Here is a 24,340-nt window from a genome sequence, read left to right on the forward strand (position 1 = left end):
ACCCAAGCGCACAGGGTAACGTCCCCTGAAGGGGACATTCTTCTGGAGCGCGAAATATTCAACTGCTGTCAGAAACCACTAACCCGAGGAGCACGCAAGAACGCTGCGTCTGCTCCACCAAGTGGCTTTTCGAAAAGTTATTGGGATTGCATCAGGCGTCATTAATGCCTTACCACGAAAGCTCTTTGCATGATTGATCGATAAAGATGCATCAGTGCATGAGCCCACGACCCAAACGCGCAGCAACACCCTAACCTGTAGCCGCTGCCGAAGGCTGCGATCGAGCGTGCAGCGGTCGCGAGATGGGACACTTCGGTGTGTCAGGTTTTACGACGGCTACGCCGCCATGCTCGCAGCCACACGTTGACCTGTAGCAGCTGCCGAAGGCTGCGATCGAGCGCGCAGCGGTCGCAAGATAGGACGACTCGGTGTGTCAGGTTTTACGACGGCTACGCCGCCGAACGCAGCCTTCGTTCCTCGTCAGCTGCTACGCGCCATGCTCGCAGCCACACGTTAACCTGTAGCCGCTGCCGAAGGCGGCGATCGAGCGCGAAGCGGTCGCAAGATGGGACACCGCGGGGTGTCAGGTTTTACGACGGCTTCGCCGCCGATCGCAGCCTTCGTTCCTTGTCAGCGGCTACACCTGACCTGTAGCCGCTGCCGAAGGCTGCGATCGAGCGCGCAGCGGTCGCGAGATGGGACACCGCGGGGTGTCAGGTTTTACGACGGCTTCGCCGCCGATCGCAGCCTTCGTTCCTCATCAGCGGCTACACCTGACCTGTAGCCGCTGCCGAAGGCTGCGACCGAGCGCGCAGCGGTCGCAAGATGGGACGACTCGGGGTGTCAGGTTTTACGACGGCTTTGCCGCCGATCGCAGCCTTCGTTCCTCGTCAGCGGCTACAGGGGCTGCGCTGCGTTCTGAGTGGCGTAGTTGCAGTGACTGATGCCATTGGAGACACGCAGTATGTCAGCCATGACGGCCAGGGCGATTTCTGCCGGGGTTTTGCTGCCAAGGCGCAGTCCGATCGGGGCATGGATACGTGCCATTGCCTGAGCATCGAGCCCGCCAATGCGCGCCAGTCGCTCAAATCTTTTTGCACTGGTGCGTTGAGAGCCCATGGCGCCAATGTAAAAAGCGTCGGTTCGCACCGCCTCCATCAGGGTCAAGTCGTCCAGCCGAGGGTCATGGGTAAGCGCTACCACTGCGGTGGTGGCGTGGCAGCCGTTCTCTTCGATATAGACCGATGGCAGGCGCTTGTGTACCTGCACGCCGGGCATGGAAAAGCGGTCGATGACTTCTGGCCTTGGATCACACAGGATGACTTCATAGCCCAAGGCCAAGGCAAAACTGGCACAAAACTCGGCCACCGGAGACAGACCGGCCAGCACCAGCCGACGCACAGCGCCCACCCTGATAGAAACCTCATCGACCTTTAGCGTGACCCTCGGCACGTTTTCATCACTGCGCGCCAGGCATCTGCGCGAACTGCCGAGCTGAACCGTTCGAGTGGCCAGGTACTGCCCGCCCAAGGCGCACTTCATGGCCTGGAGGTGTTCGTACGTATCGTCATCGGGGGGCATGTACTCAATCAATACGTCCAGTACGCCGCCACAGGGCAAGGCCACATTGGGTGCCAGCCCACCCTCGCCGTAACGCACAACATGATTGTGTTCAGCAAAATGACCGTGTGAGAGCCGCGTCATAAAGTCTTCTTCGACGCAGCCGCCCGACAGCGAGCCGCTGTACTCACCTGAAGTCAACGCCACCAGCATGGCGCCCGGGCCGCGCGGTGCAGAGCCGAAGGTAGACACAACCGTGCACAGCCAGATGGATTTACCCTCGGCTAACCAACCCTGAGCGCGTTGCACAACCTGTAGATCAAGCGAGTCCATGCATTAATTTTTCCTTGGTGATGGGCAAGTCACGGATACGTATGCCGGTGGCGTGATACACCGCATTGGCGATGGCCGCGGCCAACCCGGTGATACCAATTTCGCCTATGCCGCGGGCCCCGAACTCACTGAAGTTGAGGTCAGGGTAATCCAGCAGGGTGATATCGATATCGGGTTGGTCGGCATGCACCGGTACCACGTATTCAGCGAAATTATTGTTAGTCGGTAAACCGCTGTTCGGATCGTACTCCCCGGCCTCAAACAGCGCCATGCCGATGCCCATGACAATTGCTCCTTCAACCTGATTGCGTGCAGCCAGCGGGTTGACCACTTGGCCCACGTCAATGGCGCTGACCACGCGAGTCACTCGCAAGCGCGAAATGCCGGGGTCCCAACGCACTTCCACAAAATGTGCGCCAAATGATCTGAAGGAATAGGTGTCAGCTTTGGCAGCACCGCTCTGGAAGGTGCCTTCGGCGTGAGCCACCCGTTGCGAATCGAGGATGTCGCCGAATGAGGCGCGCTGATCGCCACACACTAAATGCCCATCTTCTACGTGAAGGGCTTCGGTTTTTTGACCTTCAAAGGGCGCCCCTTTCAACACGGCGATCTGCCTCAGGTTGTCCAGCGCTTGACGGGTCGCACCGGCGATGGCGGGCATGACACTCGACGTTGCCCACGATCCGCCAGACATGGCGCCGGGCGGGTACGCTGAACTGCCCAACTGCACTTCAATGCGATCCAGCGCCAGCCCGGACAACTGACTCAGGGTCTGAGCCACCACCGTGTAAGTACCGGTGCCTATATCTTGCAGACCGCACTGCGCCAACGCCGTACCGTCCGCACGCAACATCACACGGGCATCGGTGGGCACTTGTGACGCCTCCCAATTACACGCGCTCATGCCGTAGCCAATGATTTCGTCGCCGTCGCGCATTGAGCCGATTTCAGGGTTGCGCTGCTGCCAGCCGATTTTCTGCGCCGCAACGTTCATGGCTTCTTCAAGATTGTTGCTGGACCACGGCAGGCCGACACTTTCATCCTTGGCTGCCCGATTGAGCAGGCGAAAATCCAGGGGGTCGATGCCATTGGCCAAGGCCATTTCATCGATGGCCGACTCCAGGGCAAATAAACCGGGGGCGGCACCGGGAGCACGCATCGAGGTGGGCGTGCCACGGTTTACCGGCACGTTTTTGTGGCTGATCAGCACATTCGGGCAGGCGTACAGACTTTTGGTCACGCTGGCACAGGGTTCGGTGTAGGCATCGGTGGTCGACGTGCTGTTGATGGACTCATGGCGCAGCGATACCAGCTTGCCCTGATCGTCCGTGGCCAGACGCATGCGTTGCGAGGTTTGCGGGCGGTGGCCGCTGGTGGTGAACATCTGCGCTCTGGGCAGCATCAATTGCACAGGTCGCCCGGTGATTTTCGCCGCAACGCAGGCGGCAACGGAATGCGGCCACGGCCATAACTTGCTGCCAAAACCTGAACCGATAAAAGGCGCACGCACCTCAACCTGGTCAGGCGGTAAATCGAAGACATTGGCCAGCACATTACGATGGTTGACCACGCCCTGAGAGCTTTCGTACACAAAGAGGTGTCCATCCTCCCACCATGCAGTGGTCGCGTGCATTTCCATCGGGTTGTGATTTTCAACAGGCGTGGTGTAAGTCACGTCGATTTTTTTAGCGGCCGAGGCAAATGCGGGTTCCGGTTTGCCCCGTGTGTGCCCGCCTGCCCCGCTCTGAGGAGTTTGCGCCTTCAGACCTTCTGTCAGGCTGGTGATTGGCTCGGTAACGTCGTACTCCACCGACACCTGATGCGCGGCAGCCCTGGCCTGTTCAAAGGTTTGGGCAACCACCAGCGCGACAAACTGCCCCGGATAGGACACGCAATCATCTTCGAACGGGGTGCGAAACTCATCAACCTTGCTGGCTTCGAGAATTTTCGCCATGTCCATCGGCGTGGCCGGCGTGCGATGCAGTGTCGGGCAATTGAGATGATGGACGATGCTGACGACACCGGGCATTTTCAACGCCTTTGCATCATCGAGGGTGCGAATCTGACCGCGCGCAATGGTGCTGTAGACACCATAGGCATACAGCATGCCCACCATGGGGTGGTCGGCGGCGTAGCGAGCTTTGCCGCTGACCTTGAGCTGCCCGTCAATCCTGCGTTGAGGAACACCGATAATGGATTCGTTCATACCGACTCCTGCGCCGTCAGGTCGCGAAGGTTGCGCGCAATGACCTGCTGGCCGAGGGGGATTTTGTACGCGTTGTGCTCATAGGCCCGCGCGTCTTTCAGAGCCACCTCGGCCACCTGTGAGATGAGCTGCGCTGAGAGTGTTTGCCCGGTGAGTTGCTGTTCTGCTTCAACGGCTCGCCACGGCTTGGTGGCCACACCGCCAAGGGCAATACGCGCCTCTACTACGGTTGGCCCGTCCATCACCAGAATGATGGCACTTGATGCCAGAGCAAATTGGTATGACGTGCGGTCGCGAAGCTTCAGGTAGCCTGAACGACTTGCAGACAGCGGCGCATCCAGCGTCACATGGGTAATCAGTTCGTGGGGCTCTAGCGCATGCTCGCGCCACGGTGTGTCGCCGGGCAGCAGATGAAAGTCAGCAAAATTGACTTCACGCGACTGCCCCTGCGGGTTTTGCAGGGTGACGTGCGCACCAATGGCCGCGATGGCCACACACATGTCCGAAGGATGGCTGGCAATGCAGTGATCACTGGTACCCAGCACCGCATGCACACTGCGATTGAGGCCCACAAGCGCTGCGCAACCCGAGCCGGGCTGGCGCTTATTGCACGGTGAAACCCCATCGCGGAAATAATTGCAGCGCACCCGTTGCATCACATTGCCGGCAGTGGTGGCTTTATTGCGCAGCTGAGTGGAAGCCCCCGCCATGATGGCTTGAGCGAGCACCGGGTAATGCGTCAATACCTGAGGATGACGCGCCAGCGCGGTATTGCTGACCAACGCCCCGATGCGCAAGCGACCGTCGTCCAGGGTCTCAACCTGCTGCAAGGGCAATCGGTTGATATCGACCAAGTGGTCGGCTTTGACCACATCCAGCTTCATCAGATCCAGAAGCGTGGTGCCACCGGCCAGGTACCGGGACAGCTCCAGGGTGGATGCGGTATTTATTGCATGGGCGCAAGACTGCGCCCGGACGTAATCGAAAGTCTGCATCAGACACCCCCGGCCATTTTGACGCGCGCCGACTGCACGGCCGCGAGGATGTTTTTATACGCACCGCAGCGGCAGATATTGCCACTCATGGCCTCCCTGACACTGGCATCGTCCGCCGCACTGTCCGGGTCATTGAGTAAGGCCACTGCACTCATGATCTGCCCTGTGGTGCAGTAGCCGCATTGGAAGGCATCGTGCTCCCAAAAGGCCTGTTGCACGGGATGCAGCGAATCGCCCTCGGCCAGCCCCTCGATGGTGGTGATGCTATCGCCATCATGTTGAACTGCCAGTGACAGGCACGAGTTGATGGCCACACCATTGACGAGCAACGTACAGGCCCCGCATTGGCCGTGGTCACAGCCCTTTTTGGTGCCGGTCAGTTGCAAGCGATCGCGTACCACATCGAGCAAAATGGCATTGGCGGGCACATCAAGGGGGTACACCTGCCCGTTTATCTGAAGTTTTATGCTGTGATCATTCCCGGCAGGGCTGGGTGTGTCTTCTTTGAGACGCAGGGTTGTTTGGTGTTCTGTCATCAGGGTCACCTTTGGCCAAGGGGGACACGTACAGAGCGGTTACACGTACCCTCCAAAAGGCGACTACGTCAGGTCAAACCACACTTACGTCCGGTGTTGTCGGTGAGGGTCGGTAAGTAATGGAGGTATGCCAGACGCAATTAGTTTCGTGTGCAGTTCATTTAAAATCGCCAAACCCGCACGTGTGCCCCGTGCGGGCCTGTCATTTCGACACCCTGTATTCGGGAGGCTGGCCCATTTCTCCCCGAGTGCGGCTCAGTCTGCGGCCTGCCATACCGCATCACGCACCGCTATTTTTTTGGGCAGCAGCTTGTTTTGATAAAACAGATCCGCCGTTACTTGCTGCGCATTGATGATGCTTTGATCAATCGGTAGCACCGGAGATGGCGGCCGATTGTCGAGGTAGCTGGCAATCACTGCATCGGGCAGCCCCATGTATTTTTGGATCACCTTGAGGCTTTCTTGCCGCTGGCTGCGGGTCAGCGCTTCAGCGTCAGTCAACTCATCCAGCAATGCGTGAACAAAGGCGCCGTTGGCATTGGCATAAGCTCGCCGTGCCGTGTACACGGGGCCTGACAGGCCCAGCCCTTCACCGTTGGCCAGCACACGGGCATTGCCCTGACTTAAGGCCAACGAGGAATAAGGCTCCCATGTGGCCCAGGCATCGACGCTGCCCTGCTCGAAGGCAGCGCGAGCATCCGCAGGCGGCAGGTTCACGGGCTGGATGTCCTGATAGCTCAGCCCGGCCTTGTTCAACGCCCTCAGGATCAGGTTGTGTGAGCTGGACCCGCGCTGAAAGGCCACTTTCTTGCCTTTAAGGTCGGCAACGGTGTTAAGCGGGCTGTCGCCGCGAACCAGTAGCGTTTCCGCTTGTGGTTTTGCCGGTTCGGCGCCGATGTAGACCAGATCGGCCCCCGCTGCCTGGGCGAACAGCGGCGGGATGTCTCCGGTGGATCCTATGTCCAGCGCATTGACGTTAAGCGCTTCGAGCATCTGCGGCCCGGCGGGAAACTCAATCCACTGCACGGCCGTGTGAGGAAAGCGTTTGTCCAGCAGGCCATGCTCTTTGGCGAGCAACAAGGCAATCGAGCCTTTCTGGTAGCCGATTCTCAGGGTTGCCGGGTCTGCGGCCAGCGCGGCGTTTGTCAGGCTGAACAGTGCCAACCCGCTAAATAAAAGGGTGCGAAGTTTCATGATTGTCTCGCTGCTGAAGTCTGGAAGAACACCTGAGATAGCCTTGTTTACTCAGCCTTCGAGGGCTTTTCCCACAGGTTGATCCCGCCCTCTTGGGCAAACCGATCGATTTCGGTCAGCTCCTGCACGCTAAAGTGCAGGTTCTTCAAGGCACCGACGTTCTCTATGATCTGCTCCGGTCGACTGGCACCGATCAACGCTGACGTCACCCGCGGGTCGCGAAGTGTCCAGGCCAATGCCATCTGGGCCAGACTCTGACCGCGCGCCCTGGCAATCTCGTTGAGACCGCGTACCCGGGCGAGGTTGGCTTCGCTCAGATGCGAGGGCAGCAAGGAGTCGCCACCCGCACGGTTGACCCGCGCCTGCGTCGGCACACCGTTGAGGTACTTGTCGGTCAGCAAGCCTTGCGCCAGGGGGGTAAAGGCAATCACACCGCTGCCCAGTGCTTCAGTGGTGTCCAGCAAGTCCTTTTCCACCCAGCGATTGAGCAGGTTGTAGGCCGGTTGGTGGATAAGCAGCGGGATTTTCCAGTCATTGAGCAACGCCGCCATTTCTCGGGTTTTTACCCCTGAGTAGGATGAGATGCCGATGTACAGCGCCTTGCCCTGCTGCACGGCCGTGGCCAGCGCGCTGGCCGTCTCCTCCAGCGGGGTGTCCGGGTCGAAGCGGTGAGAATAAAAAATGTCGACATAGTCCACGCCCAAGCGTTGCAGGCTCTGATCGAGGCTGGCCAGCACGTATTTACGCGAACCACCGCCCTGACCGTATGGGCCGGGCCACATGTCCCATCCGGCTTTGCTGGAGATGATCAACTCATCACGGTACTGCTTGAAATCTTCACGCAGCAAACGGCCGAAGTTGATCTCGGCACTGCCATAGGGCGGGCCGTAGTTGTTGGCCAGGTCAAAGTGGTTGATGCCTTGGTCGAAGGCTGTTCGCAACAGCGCACGCTGGGTGTCGATCGGCGTGCTGTCGCCAAAGTTGTGCCACAGGCCAAGGGAGAGTGCCGGCAACACCAACCCGCTGCGGCCCACGCGGCGATAAGGAATGGCGTCGTAGCGGTTTTCGGCAGCGATATAGGTCATTGAGCGATGTCCTGCTGGTCTGTAGAGGAATGTGGTTGTGGCGTGAAGCTGTTGGCAGGCCGGGTCAGGCCAAGGTTCTCGCGCAACGTACGGCCTTCGTATTCGGTTCTGAACAGGCCCCGGCGTTGCAACTCCGGTATGACTTCATTGGCGAAATCCTCCAGGCCTGCCGGAAGATGCGGCACCAGCACGTTGAATCCATCGGCGGCCCCTTGCTCGAACCACGCCTGCATCTGGTCGGCAATCTGTACCGCTGTACCCACAAGGGTGTAATGCCCGCGCCCTCCGGCAATCTTTCTGCCCAGTTCGGCGAGGCTAAGGTTTTCTTCGCCTGCCAATTCGGTCAGCAACTTCTGACGGCTTTGCTGACCGCTTTCTGTCAGCGGCAAGTCGGGGAGCGGCCCGTCCAGCGGGAACTGCGACAAATCGAAATTGCCCAGCATGCGCCCCAGCAAAGCCACGCCCACTTCAGGCTCGACCAGCCGCTGAAAGGTCTGAAATTTTTCCTGCGCCTGCGCTTCAGTGGCCCCCACCACGACAAAAATACCGGGCATGATTTTCAGGGAGTCCTGGCGGCGGCCGTATTGGCTCAAACGGCCTTTGAGATCAGCGTAAAACGCCTGAGCATTGGCCAATGAGGTTTGTGCGGTGAACACCACCTCTGCCGTTTGTGCGGCCAAATCGCGACCGACCCCGGATGAGCCGGCTTGCACAATCACCGGCTGCCCTTGCGGGGAACGCGCCACATTCAGCGGGCCCTTGACCCGAAAGTGCTCACCCTGGTGGTTGAGCACATGCAGTTTGGCGGGGTCGTAGTAAGCGCCGCTGATCTTGTCGCGGACAAACGCATCATCTTCCCAGCTGTCCCACAGTCCCGTGACGACCTGATGAAACTCGCGGGCGCGGCTGTAGCGTTCAGCGTGACTGATATGTTGCTCGCGGCCAAAGTTTTGCGCCTCAGCGGCGTTATCCGAAGTCACCAGGTTCCACCCTGCCCGGCCGCCGGACAAGTGATCCAGCGACGCGAATTTTCGCGCCACATGGTACGGCTCGTTGTAGCTGGTGGTGGCCGTGGCGATCAACCCAATGCGCTCCGTCACCGCACTCAAGGCTGACAGTAATGTCAGTGGCTCAAAGTAAGCCGAACGGGCCATGCGACTTGCGATGTCATCCCTCGGCGCGGCGATGCTGTCGGCGACGAACAAAGCGTCAAACTTCGCCGCCTCTGCAATCTGTGCCAAGCGTTTGTAATGGCTGAAGTCCAGCCCGGCGTCTGCCGGCGCCTCAGGGTGACGCCATGCGGCGACGTGGTGACCGCCGGCCATGAGAAAGGCGCCCAGTTTGAGCTGTCGAGTCATGTTCAGAAATCCTTGCGCAGTTGCACACCAAAATAGCGTTCGTCGTCCCTTGGAACCGCGCGGTAGATGTAGCTGCCGCCTGTGGCCAGCAAGGGTGAATAGGACTTGTCCGCGAGGTTTTTGCCCAGCAGCGCCACACGCCAGCCGTTGGTGTAATCCGCCAACGCGATGCTGGCATTCCAGATGCCATACGTGCCCTGCTTGGTGTCCGGGTTCTGGCTGATGTCGTACTGCACTTCGCTCTGCCAGCTGTAATCGGTACCCAGTTCTACATCCAGACCGTTATCCAGCGGGATGCTGTAGTCGGCGCGCACATAACTTTTCCAGTCCGGGCTGTAGGGCAGCGGCTTGCCATTGACGTTGCACGATGCGGCCGCGCCTGCTGGGCAGCCAAATTCGTCAATACGTGCATGGGTGTATGCCAGTGCGCCAGAGAGCTTCAATTGCCGAGTCGCCTGCAACGCGTAGTCGAGTTCCACGCCTTCGGTGCTGACACTCCCCGCGTTGATCAGCCGGGTAACGACTTGGCCTGCAACCGTGTCGAAGAAGTTCGCTTGATAATTGTCGTATTCGCTGTGAAATACCGCGACGTTAGCGGTCAGGCGATGGTTCCAGGCCGTGGTTTTAATCCCCAGTTCCCAGTTGTTCGACGTTTCAGGTTTGAGTGCGCCGGTATCACGCGGCTGCATGTTGAAGAACACGTTGTAGGCCGGGCCTTTATAGCCTCGCGAATAGGTCAGATAGGTGGTGACGGTGTCGGTCACGTCGTATTGCAGGCCAAGCCGACCTGACCAGCCGTCTTCATCCACTGACCCGGAGCTGCTGGTGTCCGGCTGGATGCCCGTCACGGCGGTCGCCGACGTGGACACTCGGCGGTGATCGTATTTCAAATCGTCATGGGTCCAGCGCAGGCCGGCAATGCCACGCAAGGTCGGGGTGAAGTTCAGCGTGCTTTCGCCGAAGACCGCGTAGCTGTCACTGGTGGTGCTGTAATCGGCGACGCCGCGGTTGACGCTCGCAGGCGTGGTCAAGGTGCGCTGATAGGTTTCGTCATCCTTGCCGTGCATGTAGAACAGCCCACCCACGTACTCCAGAAAATCCCCCTTGGGTGAAGCCAGCCGCAGCTCTTGCGAATACTGATTGAACGTCAGGTCGCCTTTGTCGGCAGAGCCTGGAAAGTCGGCGGTGATGGTACTCAGGCGATCGCCATCCTGATATTGAGTGTTGTCCCAACCCCGCCACGCGGTGATCGACGTCAGGGTGTAATCACCCAGATTCCAGTCCAGTTGGGCAGACAGGCCTTTATTGATGTCTGCCACACGCGAACGGGTGTCTGTATTGATCTTGCGGTTGTCGCTGGACGCCCATACCGGAGCCAGCGCATTGCCAAAGCCCGGCGTCAGTGACTGGACGACCACGCCATTGGGGGCGTCGTCATGGGACTGCATGTAGTCGGCAATGACTGTGAGCGTGAGGTCATCGTCAGGGGTAAACACCAACTTGCCGCGCGCGCCTTTATGGTTGTAGCCATTCACCTCCTGCCCGTTGTACTGATTATCGACATTGCCGTCATAGGTTCCGAACATGGCGGTGAACGAGCCCGTGAGGGTGTCAGGAATCAAACTTCCGCCCAGACCGAAGCGCGTACGGCTTTCGTTGCCGGTGAAGTTCGATTGATCGATGTAACCGTGGGTTTCAGTGGTGGGTGCACGGCTGACGATGTTCATCACCCCGGCCGAGGCGTTCTTGCCGAACAACGTACCTTGCGGGCCACGCAAGACTTCAATGCGATCGAGGTCCAACAGGTCGAGGGTCGTCTGCCCCGGACGCGCGTAGACCACCCCGTCGATCACCGTCGCCACCGTCGGCTCAACCCCGGGCGAGGTAGAGATCGTGCCCACGCCCCGCACAAACAACGAGGTGTCCTTGTTCGAGGCACCGGTACGAAAATTCAGCGAGGGAACTTGCTGGACGATGCTCGAGACGCTGTTGCGCCCGTCTCGTTCCAGTTGCTCGCCATTGACGACGGTCACGGCCACGGGGATTTTTTGCAGCGGTTCTTCGCGGCGGGTCGCACTGACCGTGACGGATTGAAGGGTCACCGCCTGTTCATTGCTGTCGGCGGCGAACGTCAGGCCGGGCGCCACGCCCAAGCCGGTAAAGAACCACCCCGCAGCGCACAACGTGTGCGCCAGTGTGTGTGTTGCCCCAGGAAAAATACGCATGGTCTACCCGCTCAAAAAGTGCCCTGAACCGCTGCCGTTCTACGACGACAATGGCGGAGATGTGTCTTGGACATTCGCTCGAGCGAGTAGCAGACAAAGCGCGTTGTTAGCGCTAACATCGCCAGTATCAATAACCGTCGTATAGATCGTCAAATACTTAAATATTGCTCTGATATACCCTTTAGTTATTACAAGGAGTGCGCGTTGATCGACCATTCACCCCGTAAACGCCGTGGCGCCGGGCGCGTGACTCTAAGCACTGTCGCGCAACAGGCCGGGGTCTCGGCCATCACCGTTTCGCGTTATTTCAATCAGCCAGACCAGGTCTCCCCGGAGCGACGCGAGCGCATTGCTGCGGTGGTCGCGCAATTGGGCTACGTGCCCAATCTGGTTGCTGGAGGGCTGGCCTCGGCGCGCGGCAAAATCGTTGGCATGGTCATTCCCAACATATCGGGGCCAATTTTCGCCAACACTATTCAGGGTTTCAGCGACACGCTGAGTCGCCACGGCTATCAACTGCTGCTGGCATCCAGTTACTTCAGCGTTGAGCAGGAAGAGAGTGCGGTGCGCGCATTCCTGGGCTGGTCGCCCGCAGCGTTGGTGTTGACCAGCCATTTTCACAGCCCGGGCACCGAAAAAATGATCGCCACAGCGGAGATTCCGGTGATTGAAACCTGGGACTACCAACCCGAACGCGGACCAATTCAGATTGGTTTTTCCCACGTTGACGTGGGCGTTACAGCCGCGCGCTACCTGCATAAAAAAGGCTACCGACGCATTGCCTTTGTACTGAATAGCAGCGCGGGTGATTTCAGCGCACTGGAGCGCCGCGATGGCTACCTCAGCGGCGTTCGCGAATTGGGACTGGAGCCGAGGGTGTATACCCCCCAAGAGGGTATGGCGCCCTTTGAGGCCGGCAAACAGGCCATGCAAGCGCTCATGCTGGCCCCTGCTCCACCGGATGCAATTATCTTTGCCAACGACAACCTGGCGGCGGGCGGATTGCTTGCCGGGCAACGCGCAGGGCTGAAGATTCCCGAAAACTGTGCGGTGCTTGGCTTTGGCGATTATCCGTTTGCCGAAATGCTGCTGCCGAGTTTAAGCACCATCAAACCGCCTGCACTGGAGATCGGTGTGCTGGCGGCCACACGAGTGCTGGAAAGTCTGGGGGTTTTGCCACAGGCGGACGAGGTGCAACGGCTGAATAAGCTGGCGTGCAGGGTGATCGAGCGTGAAAGTACGTGAGCGCGTAAACCCCTGGTGTCTTATTACACCCCGCCTGACTGGCTATCTTTGTTGGCGGGTTACTCTGTCTCAATGAAGTTGGGCGAGCGGGACATTTATAGGCGCAGTGACCCGTCGTGATTAATCAGGTTTGAAAGGAAATTTAGGACGTGCGATTACGATAATCAGGGGGCATCGTCACTCTGACAATGAAGTATCAGGTAACAACCCATCAGCGCTTAAAGCCCTCACCCACTTGATAGGCGCAGTGGGTTAACAACGATGCTATCCAGCACAGTCATACGTGATATGACCATCCGGCCACATGATAACGGCATCCCCATCCTTTAGAATTCGCGTCGCATTTGATGTGCCAACAATACAAGGAATACCATATTCTCTTGATAGGATGCAGGCGTGTGACAACACCCCCCCTTCATTTGTAATGATCCCTTTGCACTGTCTAAACAAAGACACCATATTGGGTTGCGTCATTTCCGTGACCACTATTTTATCCCTGTAATCACGAGAATCTATCCTCACTTTATAATTGATGACACTCACAACACCGTGGACTTTTTTATTGAGAGACGGCCTACCGTAAAGCACGGCATTCGATAACGGTGAGCGCGAATCATCCTGTTTATAGAACGCTTTTCCAAAGCGAATTTCAGGCGTCATGTTTTTATCTTTTTTTCTTTTCATCAACACCCCACGATCTCTTTTACTTTTCTCCTTAAGGGACAACTTGATATCGCTATTTACAAGATCAACCACATCATCCACCAGATAATATTTATACAGATCATACTGAGACACATTGTAATTTTTTGAAATCCACTCCATGAGCAAAAGCATGTGGAAATAAATGCCAGCCCATCCTTTTTTCACCTTCATCCTTTCTACTGAGAGCTTTTTTAAAAGCTTGATATCGCTATCTTCATCCCGTCGGGATTGAAGCGTATTCTCGTCTTTCAGCACACCTGCAGGCGCAGTGCTCTGTATTGTGTACTGCGCCCTAACCCCGTCCAGCATTTCATTTATAGTGATGTAATTAATAGCCAGATAGGGATGTTTTTTTACGTGACGCAGCAAGCTGGAATCACCACTGTCCTTTAAAGATAAAAAGTCATCTTGCTCACGAAACATAAGATCATCATTACCCACAGATAACAACTCTGTCATTTCACGGCGAGAATATTTTAGCGATACCTTTCTCTCAATGATATCCGTCACAATAGGTTCAGAGCGCATGTAATACCTGATGTATTGGCAGTACAGTGATGACAGCGTTCTGAAATAATCAACCACGTTGCTCTTTGCAAAAAATGCGGGATGTTCAATACCCGCAGTGTCGTCAACAGGCTTATATTTTTCGCCCAGGGTTGTCATGGTGTATTGCAGTGCTGAAAGATGATCCTTCAATCCAATGTAGCAATCAAACACGCCATTTGAATCTCTGCTGTAGATAATCTCTCGATGGAGATAGAGTCCACTGTGTCTGTTTGCCTCATCCTCACAGCGTGTTTTAAACGCCTGCTCCATTGCCCAAAGGGGTTCATGGGCGGACCACGCATATTGAAAAGAATCACAGGGAATCACCGTTACAGGTCGGCATTGTAAGATCCAGACCTTTTCGTCATGGTCTATACACCACTCAATATCCACGGGTTCTCGAAAAATCATCTCAAGCTGAATGATAGAGTCAAATAATATTAATGGAATGTCTCCGTCACCTTCATAAGATTTTTTGTTCAAGACTGCTGTTTTGGGGATGAGGCTTCCCGACACGACATCCTCACACCGGCCTGCGGTGTACTCAATATAAATATTATTATCTCCATTCATTGGATTGATTGAAAAAGCCACGCCAGATACCTGTGCATCAATCTGCTTTTGCACAATAACTGGAATGGCTCTACTCATCTTTGAGTGATCCCGGACGGCCCGAAGAGAGGCGCCTATTTCAACAGAAGTAACATCGAGCAGCGTTTTGTAAGTACCTGCAGCAGATTTTTTCTGCCCATCTTCCTTGTCAGAACTCGACCTGACAGAAACCTTGCCATGAGTGATGTATTTTTTATATAAGCTTATCAGCTCTTTATCCGTAAGGTTTTCAGCAACGCTCACGACAAATCCTGGCGGCACAGAAATCCCAGCTGTAGCCACCCTCATTAAATTAAAGGCCTTATTCCCCACTGACTCTTTAGGGGCCGCCTTATATAAATCAAGTGGCATAATAAATCCTTATTGACCGCTTCACATCTCGGACTAAAACAGGCTTCTTAAAAAATATAGCTGAGCGATCACCGCCGCGCTTAATTTTGACGTGCGATGAGGGCATCAGCAAAAGTGCTCAACGCGGACAGATTAATCGTTTGCCGCTCAACACATCAGACTGAAGTCCTTATGCAGACCGGCCACCTTGAACTCTTTACACTTTTAAAATAAAGCCATCGAACTTATATAGCTAAAGCTAATAAGATAAACGGCTATTTTTTTGGTGTTTTATCCAAATCCGGAAGGATGGGTGAGTGTGTCAACACGGTGACTTGCAACGACACAAATTAGTTAACAACTCAACTAATGTGATTTTGGCGGGCCAATGATTGCGCGCGAGAATGACCATTGTGTGTCGCTACCCTAGCGATTTCCCGGGTCTGCCACACGCGCAACAAATAGAGCGTGGAGTTGACGATTTCATAGCGCATTTCGTAATGGCCAACAAACAGTAGGCGCACGTCCCGCGGCTCAAACTCTTCCAGTCGCTCACCGATGCGCGGGTTTGCCAGAAAGCTGACTGGGGCCGCCGTGAGGTGCTGCACCGTGCGCGCAGCAGCCGGTTGACGCACCGTAGAGAGAAAATCGTAAGGCCGGCGAAGATCCTCACGCCCCGCTTTCAAATCCCCGACGGCCCTGCAAGCCGCCTGTGTGAACGAACACCAAACGCTGACCTGTGGTAAAGCGCCCGGCGTCGACCGCTTGTTTGAGGGCCAATAGCGCTTTGCCGGTATACAGCGGCTCCAGCAGCAGCCCGCTGGCGGATTCGCTGTCGTGGATAAACCCGGTCAAGGTGTCATCCACTCGGGCGAAACCACCGCGACTGGCATCAATCAGTTCAAGGTTGCATTCCGAGCGATGTGCCGCTTGCAAGATTGCCTCGATCTGCGGTGCCACCCCATGATCTTCGGGCACGGCCAGCGCCCCGTAAATCCTGCGCTGTGGCGCTTCAGCCAAAAGCAAACCCGCTATTGTGGTGCCGGTTCCAGCCGCCAGCCACCAGCCGTCGTAATCGTCCCAACCCACGTCACCCAACTGCTCACGCACCTGCCCGACCAGCGTCATGCACCCCCGCGCACCGGCCAGCCCGCCGCCCCCTTCCGGGACGGGATGAAACGCTGGATAGCGCGCGAGCCAAGGCTGCCAGAAACCGGCTTCATGGCGCGCCCGATACCCGGCAAACCCCAGCCAGTGCAACTGCATGCCGAAGTCTTCAAGGTCGCGGGTGGTTGGGGTGTGTTGCGCATGCCCCCGTAACAGGCCAACGGTGGGAAAGCCAAAACGCTTACCCGCAGCGGCCAGGGCATGCAAGTGGTTGGAGTGCGCCCCGCCGAGACTGATCAGCCCCTGCGCACCGCCACTGTGGGCGGCCAACAGGTGTTCGGTGAGCTTGAACCACTTGTTGCCACTGATCAGTGAGTCGATCTGATCCAGACGCAGCACCGCCATCTCGACACCGGCCCGTTGCAACCAGTCAAAGTGCAAGCGTTGCAGCGCGGCGCGTGGCTGCCAATCGATCAGGGGCAACATGCAGATCCCATCCATTTGATTAAAAAAAGAGGCGAGTTTACACCTCGGCAGCCTGTCGGCTTTCATCTCAAATGCGACCAATAATCTGACTCACACTCGGGCTTCTTGGTAAGGTGTGCGCCGACTTTCGTAGCCCGCTAACGATCTGCGGGCTGCTGCTTTCTGTTTTCTGACGTGAGACACCCCTGATATGCCCGAGCCGATCCCTCTAAAAGATCACGACTCCGAGAAGCGGCTGGTCAACAAAAGACTGGTCGCCTGCGCCGCGCTGGTGCTGGCCATCAGTTGTGCACTGGTCGGGCGCATGTACTTTCTGCAAGTGACCGAGTTCGCCTACAACTCGACGGTGTCCGAGAACAATCGGGTGCACGTGCTGCCCATCCCTCCGGAGCGCGGTTTTATCTACGACCGCAATGGCGTGTTGCTGGCCGATAATCAGCCCAGCTTCAACATGACCATTACCCGCGAGCGGGCGGGCGATACCGCCAAGGTGCTGGATACGGTGATCAGTATTCTGCACTTGCCCGAAGAAGACCGTGCCGTGTTCGCCAAAGCCATGAAGCAGGCGCGCCATCCATTTGACCCTTCGACCTTGCTGTACGAACTGAGCGAAGAGCAAATTGCCCTGCTGGCCGTCAATCAATACCGCCTGCCGGGCATTGATGTTGACGCCCAATTTGTCCGTCATTACCCGCAAGGTGATCATTTCGCCCACTCAGTGGGTTACGTCGGGCGAATCAATGAAAAAGAAGCCAAACAGCTAGACCCGACGCAATACCGGGGCACCCAGTCGATTGGTAAAACCGGCATCGAGCGTTTCTACGAGCCGCAATTGCACGGTCAGGTTGGTTTTGAAGAGGTCGAGACCAATGCTCAGGGGCGAGTGATGCGCGTGCTTCGCCACACGGACGCCGTGGCCGGTAAAAATATCGTGCTCAGCCTCGACATCAAACTGCAAGAAGCCGCCGAAGAAGCCTTGGGTGATCGTCGTGGTTCCATCATCGCGCTGGACCCCAAAACCGGTGAAGTGTTGGCGATGGTCAGTAAGCCCAGCTTTGACCCCAACCTGTTTGTGACCGGCATCAGCTCCAAGGATTATTCGGGACTGCGCGACTCCATCGATAAACCGCTGTTTAACCGGGCTTTGCGCGGCCTCTATGCACCCGGCTCGACCATCAAGCCCGAAGTGGCAATTGCCGGTCTCGACAGTGGTGTTATTTCCGCCTCGACGCGGGTGTTCGACCCCGGCTACTTCCAGCTACCCAACGTTGACCACAAATACCGCAACTGGAACCACAGCGGCGACGGCTGGGTCGATCTGAACGCCGCCATCATGCGCTCCAATGACACCTACTTTTATGACCTGGCCTCAAAACTGGGCATTGACCGCATGCACGATTACATGTCGATGTTTGGCATCGGGCAAAAAGTCTCGCTGGACATGTTCGAAGAGTCATCAGGCTTGATGCCCTCGCGTGACTGGAAGCGCAGCACTCGCCGTCAGGCCTGGTTCCCCGGTGAAACGGTGATCCTGGGCATTGGCCAGGGCTACATGCAGGTCACGCCGTTGCAGCTGGCACAGGCCACCGCATTGATCGCCAACAAAGGCGTGTGGAATCGCCCGCACCTGGCCCGAACCATTGATGGCACGCCCCCGGTGGACGAACACCCGATCGCCAATATTGTTCTGCACGACCCCAAAGAGTGGGAACAGGTCAACCATGCCATGCAATTGGTTATGCATGACCCGCGCGGCATTGCCAGGGCGTCTGCCTCGGGTGCGCAATACCGCATCGCGGGCAAAAGTGGTACGGCGCAGGTGGTGGCCATCAAACAAGGCGAACGTTACAACCGGCTCAAGACCGCCGAACGCAATCGCGACAACGCCTTGTTTGTCGGCTTTGCACCTGCCGAAGACCCGCAGATTGTGATTTCGGTGATGATCGAAAACGGCGAAGCGGGTGGCCGGGTGGCGGGCCCTGTGGTGCGTAAAGTGATGGATGCCTGGTTGCTCGATAATCAGGGCACGCTCAAACCGCAATACGCCAGCCCGCAGATCAAGCCCCATACCCACCCGGCGGTGTAAACGACAGCCCTCGTGTTTTTGATCGTGATCTGCCGCCCCTTCCGGCAGATCAAAAGCTCGCGGGCGGTCCCCTGTAGCCGCTGACGAGGAACGAAGGCTGCGATCGAGCGCGTAGCGGTCGCCCCACACGTGCAGCCGGTTGTGTCATGAGGGTCCGTCTCCCAACGGTTTGAGCGTTTGTTTAGAACTGACTCACCTCAGGATTCAAATGTTTGAATCCTGCCAGGTGCAGGTTTTCTGATATCAGGTTCATCAAACAGCCATTGAACCTCAAGGATGCCCCGTATGCCCTCCCTCGCGAACCCCGGTTACCAGGAGCGCAACACCAAGGGCATCTTCGCCCTGTTCTGCGTGGGCAGTTACCTGCTGTCTGTTTCCTATGGCACCACGTTTTTACTGGCCATGTCCCTCAGTGCCCACGGCGCCAGCGAAGCAGACGCTGGCAGCATTATGTCGGCCGCCATGTTCAGCACCTTTATTGCCGTGATTTTTTCGGGACACCTGACCGATCTGTTCGGGGCACCCAAAACGATTGCATTCGGGGCAGTTCTGCTGGCTGCCGCGTGTGCCGGCTTCGCCTGCTTCCCGACGTTCGGTCTCAGCGCATTGGGCTTCGGCTTGCTTCTGGGTTTGGGTTGGGGCGTGTTCTATACGTTAGGCCCCATTATTGTCGCGATGATGATTGAACCCGCCCGCCGGGTGAAGTATTTCGCCCTGCTGTCAGGGTGCATGATGTCCGGTATCGGCACAGGCCCTCTGTTGGGGCGGGCCAGCGAAGCATTTGGCTACCCGCTGCAAGCAGCCTTTGTGATGGCGGGCATGGCCAGCGTGATCGGCGGCGTTGCCTTTGTACTGCTAGGGCCGAAAATCAAGCAGCTGCACCTCGTATCGGGAGCGGTCACTGTGTGCCGGATTAGCCCCCAGGCGGGTGCGCTGGTCATGCGTTCCAAAGCCGCTTTTGCAATCGTCATGGTCGGCTTGGGGGGCGCGATTTTCGGCGGGTTGTCGAGCTTTCAAACCTCGTACGCACACCTTAAACAACTGGATTATTCGATTTTCTTTCTAGGCTTTATGGCAGCGGTGATTACCTGCCGTTTGCTGGTCGCCGGGTTTATCGTCAAGCGCGACCCATATCGAATGGCCGGTATTCTGACCTCATTGATCGTGACGTCAGTGCTGATGTTTATGTTTACCGTTGACACTGCCGCCACTTATTTATTCGCCGCCATTGTGCTGGGTGTGGGTTACGGTCTGACGTATTCGGTGATCAATGGTCTGGCCGCCAACGAAGCCCCAGCCGGTTACACCGCGCAATCGCTGGTGCTGTTCAGCCTGGCGTACTTTGTTGGCGTTTTCGGATTTCCGTGGCTGGCAGGGCTCATCATCGTCAGTCAAGGCATGGGGGCGCTGCTGTCGGTCATTTTGCTGATTGCCCTGCTTAACTGGGCAATCGCCTTGGGTCGACTGGTGTGGCGGCGCTTGCCACGATCACAGGCCCGTCGTTTCGACCCCGTTTAACGCCATGAACGAGCTAGCGCTGCATCCCCCAGCGCTTGACCGTGACCCGCTCCAGTGTGTCGAACACCAGGTTCTCCACCAGCAAGCCAATCAGAATCACCACCGCCAACCCGGCAAATACCTTGTCGGTGTACAGCTCGTTACGGTTCTGAAAAATGTACCAACCCAACCCACCCTTGCCGCTGGTGGCGCCAAACACCAATTCAGCTGCGATCAGGGTGCGCCAGGCGAAGGCCCAGCCGATTTTCAACCCCGCGAGAATTGACGGCAGCGCGGCGGGAATCAGAATAAACAACACAAAACGGATACCCTTCAGACCATAATTGCGACCGGCCATGCGCAGGGTTTCCGAGACCCCGAGGAAACCTGCATAGGTGTTGAGGGCCAGCGCCCATAACACCGAATGCACTAACACAAAGATCAGGCTGTTTTGCCCAAGACCAAACCACAACAGCGCCAGTGGCAACAGGGCAATGGCCGGCAGCGGGTTGAACATCGAGGTCAAGGTGCTCAACAGGTCGCGCCCCAATTGGGTCGACACCGCCAACGTGGTCAAGGCAAACGCCAGCACAATGCCGATCAGGTAACCCTTGATCAGCACCACCAACGAAATACCGACTTTGCTCAGCAACTCGCCGCTGATCAGGCCGTCATACAGCGCGCTGGCGGTTTGCACAAAGCTGGGCAGCAGCAGGTCGTTGTTCTGCACCCGTGCAACCACTTCCCAAAGTATCCCCAGCACTATCAATATCAGGCTTTTACGCAACCAGCCCTGTTGCCATAACCTTTGCCCCAAGGGCAGTTCGCGTTCCAGCGGCACTGACACCAAGGGTTCAAGGTGAACTTCGTATTCCGGGCGTACAGATGATGAATGGCTCATCGGGCAATCCTCCAGGGCTCAATAAGCGATACGAATATCGGCAAAATTCAGGGCTTGTTCCGGGTTACCGGTATCCGTCTCATCAAACAGCAGCCGATGAATACGGCGCGCCGTGTGCTGAAATTCCAGACCGCCCAGGCTGTGCAGGTTGTATTGATGACTGTTGATCTCGGCCCGTACCCGGCCCGGATGCGGTGACAACAGCAGGATGCGGTTGCCCACGACCAATGCTTCTTCGATGGAGTGGGTGACGAACAGCAACGTGAAGCGCACCTCCTCCCACAACAGCAGCAACTCTTCCTGCATCTTGCGCCGGGTCAGGGCGTCAAGCGCGGCGAAAGGCTCGTCCATCAACAGGATTTTCGGCTGCATGGCCAGCGCCCGGGCGATAGCCACGCGTGCTTTCATGCCGCCCGACAGTGTGTGCGGATACGCGTCGGCAAAGGCCGCCAGCCCCACTTTGTCCAGATAGTGCAGCGCCCGCTCTTGGGCCTCACGCCGTGGCAGTGTTTTGGACGCTAATAGCGGGAACATGACGTTCTGCTTGACGGTCTTCCAGGGCGGCAATTGATCGAACTCCTGAAACACCACCATCCGGTCTGGCCCCGGTGCTGTCACCGTTTGGCCCTGCAACCTGATCTGCCCTTCGCAGGGAGGGTGAAACCCGGCCACAGCCTTGAGCAAGGTGGACTTGCCGCACCCGGAGGGGCCCAACAGAATAAAACGGTCCGCCGGGTCAATCTCGAAACTGACCTGATGGGTGGCCCGCACCACACGCTGCGGCGTGCGGTATTCGAGGCTGACGTTATCAACCGACAACAAGGCAGGCCCTGTTGCGTTCAAGTGGCTGGCCGTGTGGCCTTGCACAGACGCGTTCATGGTGATCAGCTCCCCTGCAACGGTTTTGCGTCTTGAAAGAAATAATCCTTCCAGGATTCGGGTTTGTTTTTGATCGCGCCGATGCGGTACATGAATTCGGCCAGCGGGTAGGTATTTTTCGGCGTCACGGTGAATTCGTACTGAGGGTTGTCGATGATTTTCAGCAGCTCGGCGCGGTCGATATTGGCTTTGGTCACGCGGATATACGTATCGGCGGCGGCGCCTTTATCGTTTTGGGCAAACTCGGCGGCTTCGGCCAGCGCTTGCGTGAACGCTTTATAGGTTTTGGGGTTGTCGTTGCGAAATTTCTCAGTGGCAAACAGCACCGTCGGTGAATTGGGGCCGAGCAAGTCGTAGCTGTCGAGCACCACATGCACGTTGGGGTTCTTCAGCGCCTGATCCTGAAACGGCGGGTTGGAAAAATGCCCGCTCAACTCAGTGCCGCCGGCGATCAGTGCCGCAGTGGCATCAGGGTGCGGCAGTGCGAGGGTGTACTTGTCCAGTCGATTGAAATCCTTGTCGCCCCATTGCTTGGCGGCTGCGTACTGGAGAAAGCGTGACTGCACCGAAACGCCGACTGCCGGCACGGCGATACGGTCCTTGTCGGTGATGTCGGCAATGGTTTTGACCTGCGGGTTATTGCTCACCAGGTAATACGGAAAATTGCCCAGCGACGCCACTGCCTTGATGTTCTGCCGACCGTGGGTGCGGTCCCAGATCGTCAGCAGCGGACCAACCCCGGCACCGGCAATATCAATCGAGCCGGAGAGCAAGGCATCGTTGATCGCCGCGCCGCCAGACAATTGCGTCCAGTCCACCTTGATGTCGATGCCCTCCTCCTTGCCGTGCTTCTCGATCAGTTGTTGATCGCGCACCACATTGAGCAACAGGTAAACAATGCCGAACTGTTCTGCGATACGAATCTCGCCTTCGGCATGGGCTACGCTCGGCGCAACAAAACTTGCGGCTAGCAAACTGAGGCCAAGACTGGCGGCCAGCGTTTTTAATGACAGGGGCATGAGAAGTTCCTTGAAAGTGTCAAAGCGTGGCGGATCAGTAAGGCGCGTCGCCTTGAATGGTGGTGCGGTAGAGCGTGCGGCGCAGATGGCGGGGGCAACCGGCCGCGAGATGGATCAACGAACGGTTATCCCAAAACACCAGATCATGGGGTTGCCATTGATGCCGATAGATATTTTCCGGGCGCACGCTGTGGGCGTAGAGCTGAGCCAGCAACTCACGGCTTTCGTCGTCGGGCAGGCCGATGATGCGGGTGGTGAAGCCTTCACTGACAAACAATGCTTTGCGGCCGTTTTCCGGGTGGGTACGTACGACCGGGTGCACCACTTCATTGACCTGCGCCAGTTGTTCCGGGGTCAGGGTTGGGCGCCAGTTGCCTTCGAACTTGGTTTCGCTGTAACGGGCGGTATAGGAATGCGCCGCCGAACGGCCTTCGACCGCATGGCGCAGGGCTTGAGGCAGGGTGTCCCAGGCGTGATGCATGTCGGCAAATAACGTATCGCCGCCTTCGGCTGGCAGCTCTTGGGCATGCAGCATGGAGCCAAGGCTTGGCAGCTCTTTATAAGACAAGTCCGAGTGCCAGAACTTACCGGCATCTCCGAGGCCGATGGATTGGCCGTTCTCGATCACATTCGAGACGATGAGAATTTGCGGATGGTCCGCTAGCAAGAACTGTTTGAGCACATGGATTTGCAACACACCGAAACGGCGGCTGAAAGCGATCTGTTGCTCTGGTGTGATGCGCTGATCACGGAACACCACCACATGGTGCTCAAGGTGGGCGCGGTGAATGCGTGCGAAGTCCTCATCGTTGACCGGCAGTGCCAGGTCAAGCCCAATGATTTCGGCACCAACGGCACCGTTGAAGGGGCGGATTTGAAACGCTTGAGGGGCGATGCTCAGAGCAATCGTAGAGCCAGACGGTGCAGACATAAAACACTCCCACGCAGTGCACGCCCAACAGCGCGCTATTCGATAAGAAACTCACGGAGGTCCCGTGTTCGTTCATTTCGTGCGGCGCGTCGATTGGTCGACCTGTACGCAGGTGAGTGACTTTATAGGTATAAGAAAATTAATTTAAATACCGTTAGGGCATAAGGATATGACGGGCTGTGGGTTTTGATTGGCGGACAGTTCTAAAGAGCCTCGTGAATCTGTTACAGCAGCAGGCGTTGCAGAGCATCTAGCCCAGTGACCAAAGCGAATAGGTGAAGGCCCGGGCGGAAGCTTTTAGCTTTTAGCTTTTAGCTTTTAGCTTTTAGCTTCAAAACAATCTCACTGCTGCCACCGAAACAGTGGGAACGACGCTGGGGCCCATCACAGGAGGCTGAACGCAGGTGCTGTTATGGGGGTGGCGAGGCAGGACGCCGAGCCAGCCGCGATCGGGCCAAGGATGGCCCGTCGCGGCGTGCCCCCATAACAGTGCCGGAGTGA

17 protein-coding genes and 1 pseudogene are annotated in these 24,340 nt (G+C 57.2%); 3 read left to right on the forward strand and 15 right to left on the reverse strand.

Annotation, left to right across the window (positions count from 1 at the left end; translation table 11 throughout):
* Positions 1-897: 897 nt before the first annotated feature.
* The 8 genes from EQV93_RS21045 to EQV93_RS21080 form a co-directional block, all read right to left on the reverse strand.
* Positions 898-1,893 (reverse strand): XdhC family protein, encoded by a 996-nt coding sequence (locus EQV93_RS21045; protein ID WP_240892385.1) that lies wholly within the window; start codon positions 1,891-1,893, stop codon positions 898-900.
* Complete coding sequence (locus EQV93_RS21050) at positions 1,880-4,099, reverse strand: xanthine dehydrogenase family protein molybdopterin-binding subunit (RefSeq protein WP_240892386.1); 2,220 nt, start codon at positions 4,097-4,099, stop codon at positions 1,880-1,882. The genes EQV93_RS21045 and EQV93_RS21050 overlap by 14 nt, the downstream gene beginning before the upstream one ends.
* Positions 4,096-5,094: an FAD binding domain-containing protein gene (locus EQV93_RS21055; protein ID WP_240892387.1), complete on the reverse strand. Its 999-nt coding sequence runs from the start codon at positions 5,092-5,094 to the stop codon at positions 4,096-4,098. The genes EQV93_RS21050 and EQV93_RS21055 overlap by 4 nt, the downstream gene beginning before the upstream one ends.
* Complete coding sequence (locus tag EQV93_RS21060) at positions 5,094-5,630, reverse strand: (2Fe-2S)-binding protein (RefSeq protein WP_411172312.1); 537 nt, start codon at positions 5,628-5,630, stop codon at positions 5,094-5,096. Before EQV93_RS21060 ends, EQV93_RS21055 begins: the two co-directional genes overlap by 1 nt.
* Before the next feature lie 255 nt (positions 5,631-5,885).
* Positions 5,886-6,824: a sulfonate ABC transporter substrate-binding protein gene (locus EQV93_RS21065; RefSeq protein ID WP_122784248.1), complete on the reverse strand. Its 939-nt coding sequence runs from the start codon at positions 6,822-6,824 to the stop codon at positions 5,886-5,888.
* A 47-nt stretch (positions 6,825-6,871) separates the two neighbouring features.
* Positions 6,872-7,909, reverse strand: a complete 1,038-nt coding sequence (gene mgrA, locus EQV93_RS21070; protein ID WP_122784249.1) for an L-glyceraldehyde 3-phosphate reductase — start codon at positions 7,907-7,909, stop codon at positions 6,872-6,874.
* Complete coding sequence (locus EQV93_RS21075) at positions 7,906-9,267, reverse strand: LLM class flavin-dependent oxidoreductase (protein WP_240892388.1); 1,362 nt, start codon at positions 9,265-9,267, stop codon at positions 7,906-7,908. The genes mgrA and EQV93_RS21075 overlap by 4 nt, the downstream gene beginning before the upstream one ends.
* A gap of 2 nt (positions 9,268-9,269) precedes the next feature.
* Positions 9,270-11,492 carry a TonB-dependent receptor gene (locus tag EQV93_RS21080; RefSeq protein ID WP_240892389.1) on the reverse strand — a complete coding sequence of 741 codons (2,223 nt, stop codon included), beginning with the start codon at positions 11,490-11,492 and terminating at the stop codon, positions 9,270-9,272.
* Between the two features lie 204 nt (positions 11,493-11,696).
* Between EQV93_RS21080 and EQV93_RS21085 the strand changes: the two genes are divergently transcribed.
* A complete protein-coding gene (locus tag EQV93_RS21085) occupies positions 11,697-12,737 on the forward strand; it encodes a LacI family DNA-binding transcriptional regulator (protein WP_240892390.1) in 1,041 nt (346 codons plus the stop codon).
* A 264-nt stretch (positions 12,738-13,001) separates the two neighbouring features.
* Here EQV93_RS21085 and EQV93_RS21090 read toward each other — a convergent pair whose 3' ends face one another.
* From EQV93_RS21090 to EQV93_RS21100, 3 genes and pseudogenes are all read right to left on the reverse strand, one after another.
* Positions 13,002-14,954, reverse strand: coding sequence for a PEP/pyruvate-binding domain-containing protein (locus EQV93_RS21090; protein WP_240892391.1), 1,953 nt, complete (start codon positions 14,952-14,954; stop codon positions 13,002-13,004).
* A 413-nt stretch (positions 14,955-15,367) separates the two neighbouring features.
* Positions 15,368-15,619, reverse strand: a pseudogene (locus tag EQV93_RS21095) (type II toxin-antitoxin system RelE/ParE family toxin); the annotation flags it as partial.
* The gene (locus EQV93_RS21100; protein ID WP_240892392.1) at positions 15,603-16,526 is read right to left on the reverse strand and encodes a 1-aminocyclopropane-1-carboxylate deaminase/D-cysteine desulfhydrase; all 924 of its coding nucleotides are present in this window, start codon (positions 16,524-16,526) and stop codon (positions 15,603-15,605) included. The gene EQV93_RS21100 and the pseudogene EQV93_RS21095, both read right to left, overlap by 17 nt.
* Positions 16,527-16,716: 190 nt before the next feature.
* On the opposite strand from EQV93_RS21100, the gene mrdA reads away from it, so the two are divergent.
* Positions 16,717-18,612, forward strand: a complete 1,896-nt coding sequence (gene mrdA, locus EQV93_RS21105; RefSeq protein WP_240892393.1) for a penicillin-binding protein 2 — start codon at positions 16,717-16,719, stop codon at positions 18,610-18,612.
* 285 nt (positions 18,613-18,897) lie between these two features.
* A complete protein-coding gene (locus EQV93_RS21110) occupies positions 18,898-20,130 on the forward strand; it encodes an MFS transporter (protein ID WP_240892394.1) in 1,233 nt (410 codons plus the stop codon).
* Positions 20,131-20,143: 13 nt separating this feature from the next.
* On the opposite strand, the gene EQV93_RS21115 is transcribed toward EQV93_RS21110, so the two are convergent.
* The 4 genes from EQV93_RS21115 to EQV93_RS21130 are packed head-to-tail and all read right to left on the reverse strand — an operon-like array spanning position 20,144 to position 23,839.
* A complete protein-coding gene (locus EQV93_RS21115; protein WP_122784258.1) occupies positions 20,144-21,010 on the reverse strand; it encodes an ABC transporter permease in 867 nt (288 codons plus the stop codon).
* A gap of 18 nt (positions 21,011-21,028) precedes the next feature.
* Entirely contained in the window at positions 21,029-21,889 is an 861-nt protein-coding gene (locus tag EQV93_RS21120; RefSeq protein ID WP_240892395.1) for an ABC transporter ATP-binding protein, read from the reverse strand.
* 5 nt (positions 21,890-21,894) lie between these two features.
* Positions 21,895-22,908, reverse strand: a complete 1,014-nt coding sequence (locus EQV93_RS21125) for an ABC transporter substrate-binding protein (protein WP_122784260.1) — start codon at positions 22,906-22,908, stop codon at positions 21,895-21,897.
* Between the two features lie 34 nt (positions 22,909-22,942).
* A complete protein-coding gene (locus tag EQV93_RS21130; RefSeq protein WP_122784261.1) occupies positions 22,943-23,839 on the reverse strand; it encodes a TauD/TfdA dioxygenase family protein in 897 nt (298 codons plus the stop codon).
* Positions 23,840-24,340 lie beyond the last annotated feature (501 nt).

Source organism: Pseudomonas sp. TMW22091 (genome assembly GCF_022496705.1).
GTDB classification, from domain to species: Bacteria; Pseudomonadota; Gammaproteobacteria; order Pseudomonadales; family Pseudomonadaceae; genus Aquipseudomonas; species Aquipseudomonas saxonica.

Bases quoted from the DNA above. Each gene is read 5' to 3' on its own strand.
- EQV93_RS21045 (WP_240892385.1), bottom strand. From the start codon at position 1,893: ATGGACTCGCTTGATCTACAGGTTGTGCAACGCGCTCAGGGTTGGTTA.
- EQV93_RS21050 (WP_240892386.1), bottom strand. From the start codon at position 4,099: ATGAACGAATCCATTATCGGTGTTCCTCAACGCAGGATTGACGGGCAG.
- EQV93_RS21055 (WP_240892387.1), bottom strand. From the start codon at position 5,094: ATGCAGACTTTCGATTACGTCCGGGCGCAGTCTTGCGCCCATGCAATA.
- EQV93_RS21060 (WP_411172312.1), bottom strand. From the start codon at position 5,630: ATGACAGAACACCAAACAACCCTGCGTCTCAAAGAAGACACACCCAGC.
- EQV93_RS21065 (WP_122784248.1), bottom strand. From the start codon at position 6,824: ATGAAACTTCGCACCCTTTTATTTAGCGGGTTGGCACTGTTCAGCCTG.
- mgrA (WP_122784249.1), bottom strand. From the start codon at position 7,909: ATGACCTATATCGCTGCCGAAAACCGCTACGACGCCATTCCTTATCGC.
- EQV93_RS21075 (WP_240892388.1), bottom strand. From the start codon at position 9,267: ATGACTCGACAGCTCAAACTGGGCGCCTTTCTCATGGCCGGCGGTCAC.
- EQV93_RS21080 (WP_240892389.1), bottom strand. From the start codon at position 11,492: ATGCGTATTTTTCCTGGGGCAACACACACACTGGCGCACACGTTGTGC.
- EQV93_RS21090 (WP_240892391.1), bottom strand. From the start codon at position 14,954: ATGCCACTTGATTTATATAAGGCGGCCCCTAAAGAGTCAGTGGGGAAT.
- EQV93_RS21100 (WP_240892392.1), bottom strand. From the start codon at position 16,526: ATGTTGCCCCTGATCGATTGGCAGCCACGCGCCGCGCTGCAACGCTTG.
- mrdA (WP_240892393.1), top strand. From the start codon at position 16,717: ATGCCCGAGCCGATCCCTCTAAAAGATCACGACTCCGAGAAGCGGCTG.
- EQV93_RS21110 (WP_240892394.1), top strand. From the start codon at position 18,898: ATGCCCTCCCTCGCGAACCCCGGTTACCAGGAGCGCAACACCAAGGGC.
- EQV93_RS21115 (WP_122784258.1), bottom strand. From the start codon at position 21,010: ATGAGCCATTCATCATCTGTACGCCCGGAATACGAAGTTCACCTTGAA.
- EQV93_RS21120 (WP_240892395.1), bottom strand. From the start codon at position 21,889: ATGAACGCGTCTGTGCAAGGCCACACGGCCAGCCACTTGAACGCAACA.
- EQV93_RS21125 (WP_122784260.1), bottom strand. From the start codon at position 22,908: ATGCCCCTGTCATTAAAAACGCTGGCCGCCAGTCTTGGCCTCAGTTTG.
- EQV93_RS21130 (WP_122784261.1), bottom strand. From the start codon at position 23,839: ATGTCTGCACCGTCTGGCTCTACGATTGCTCTGAGCATCGCCCCTCAA.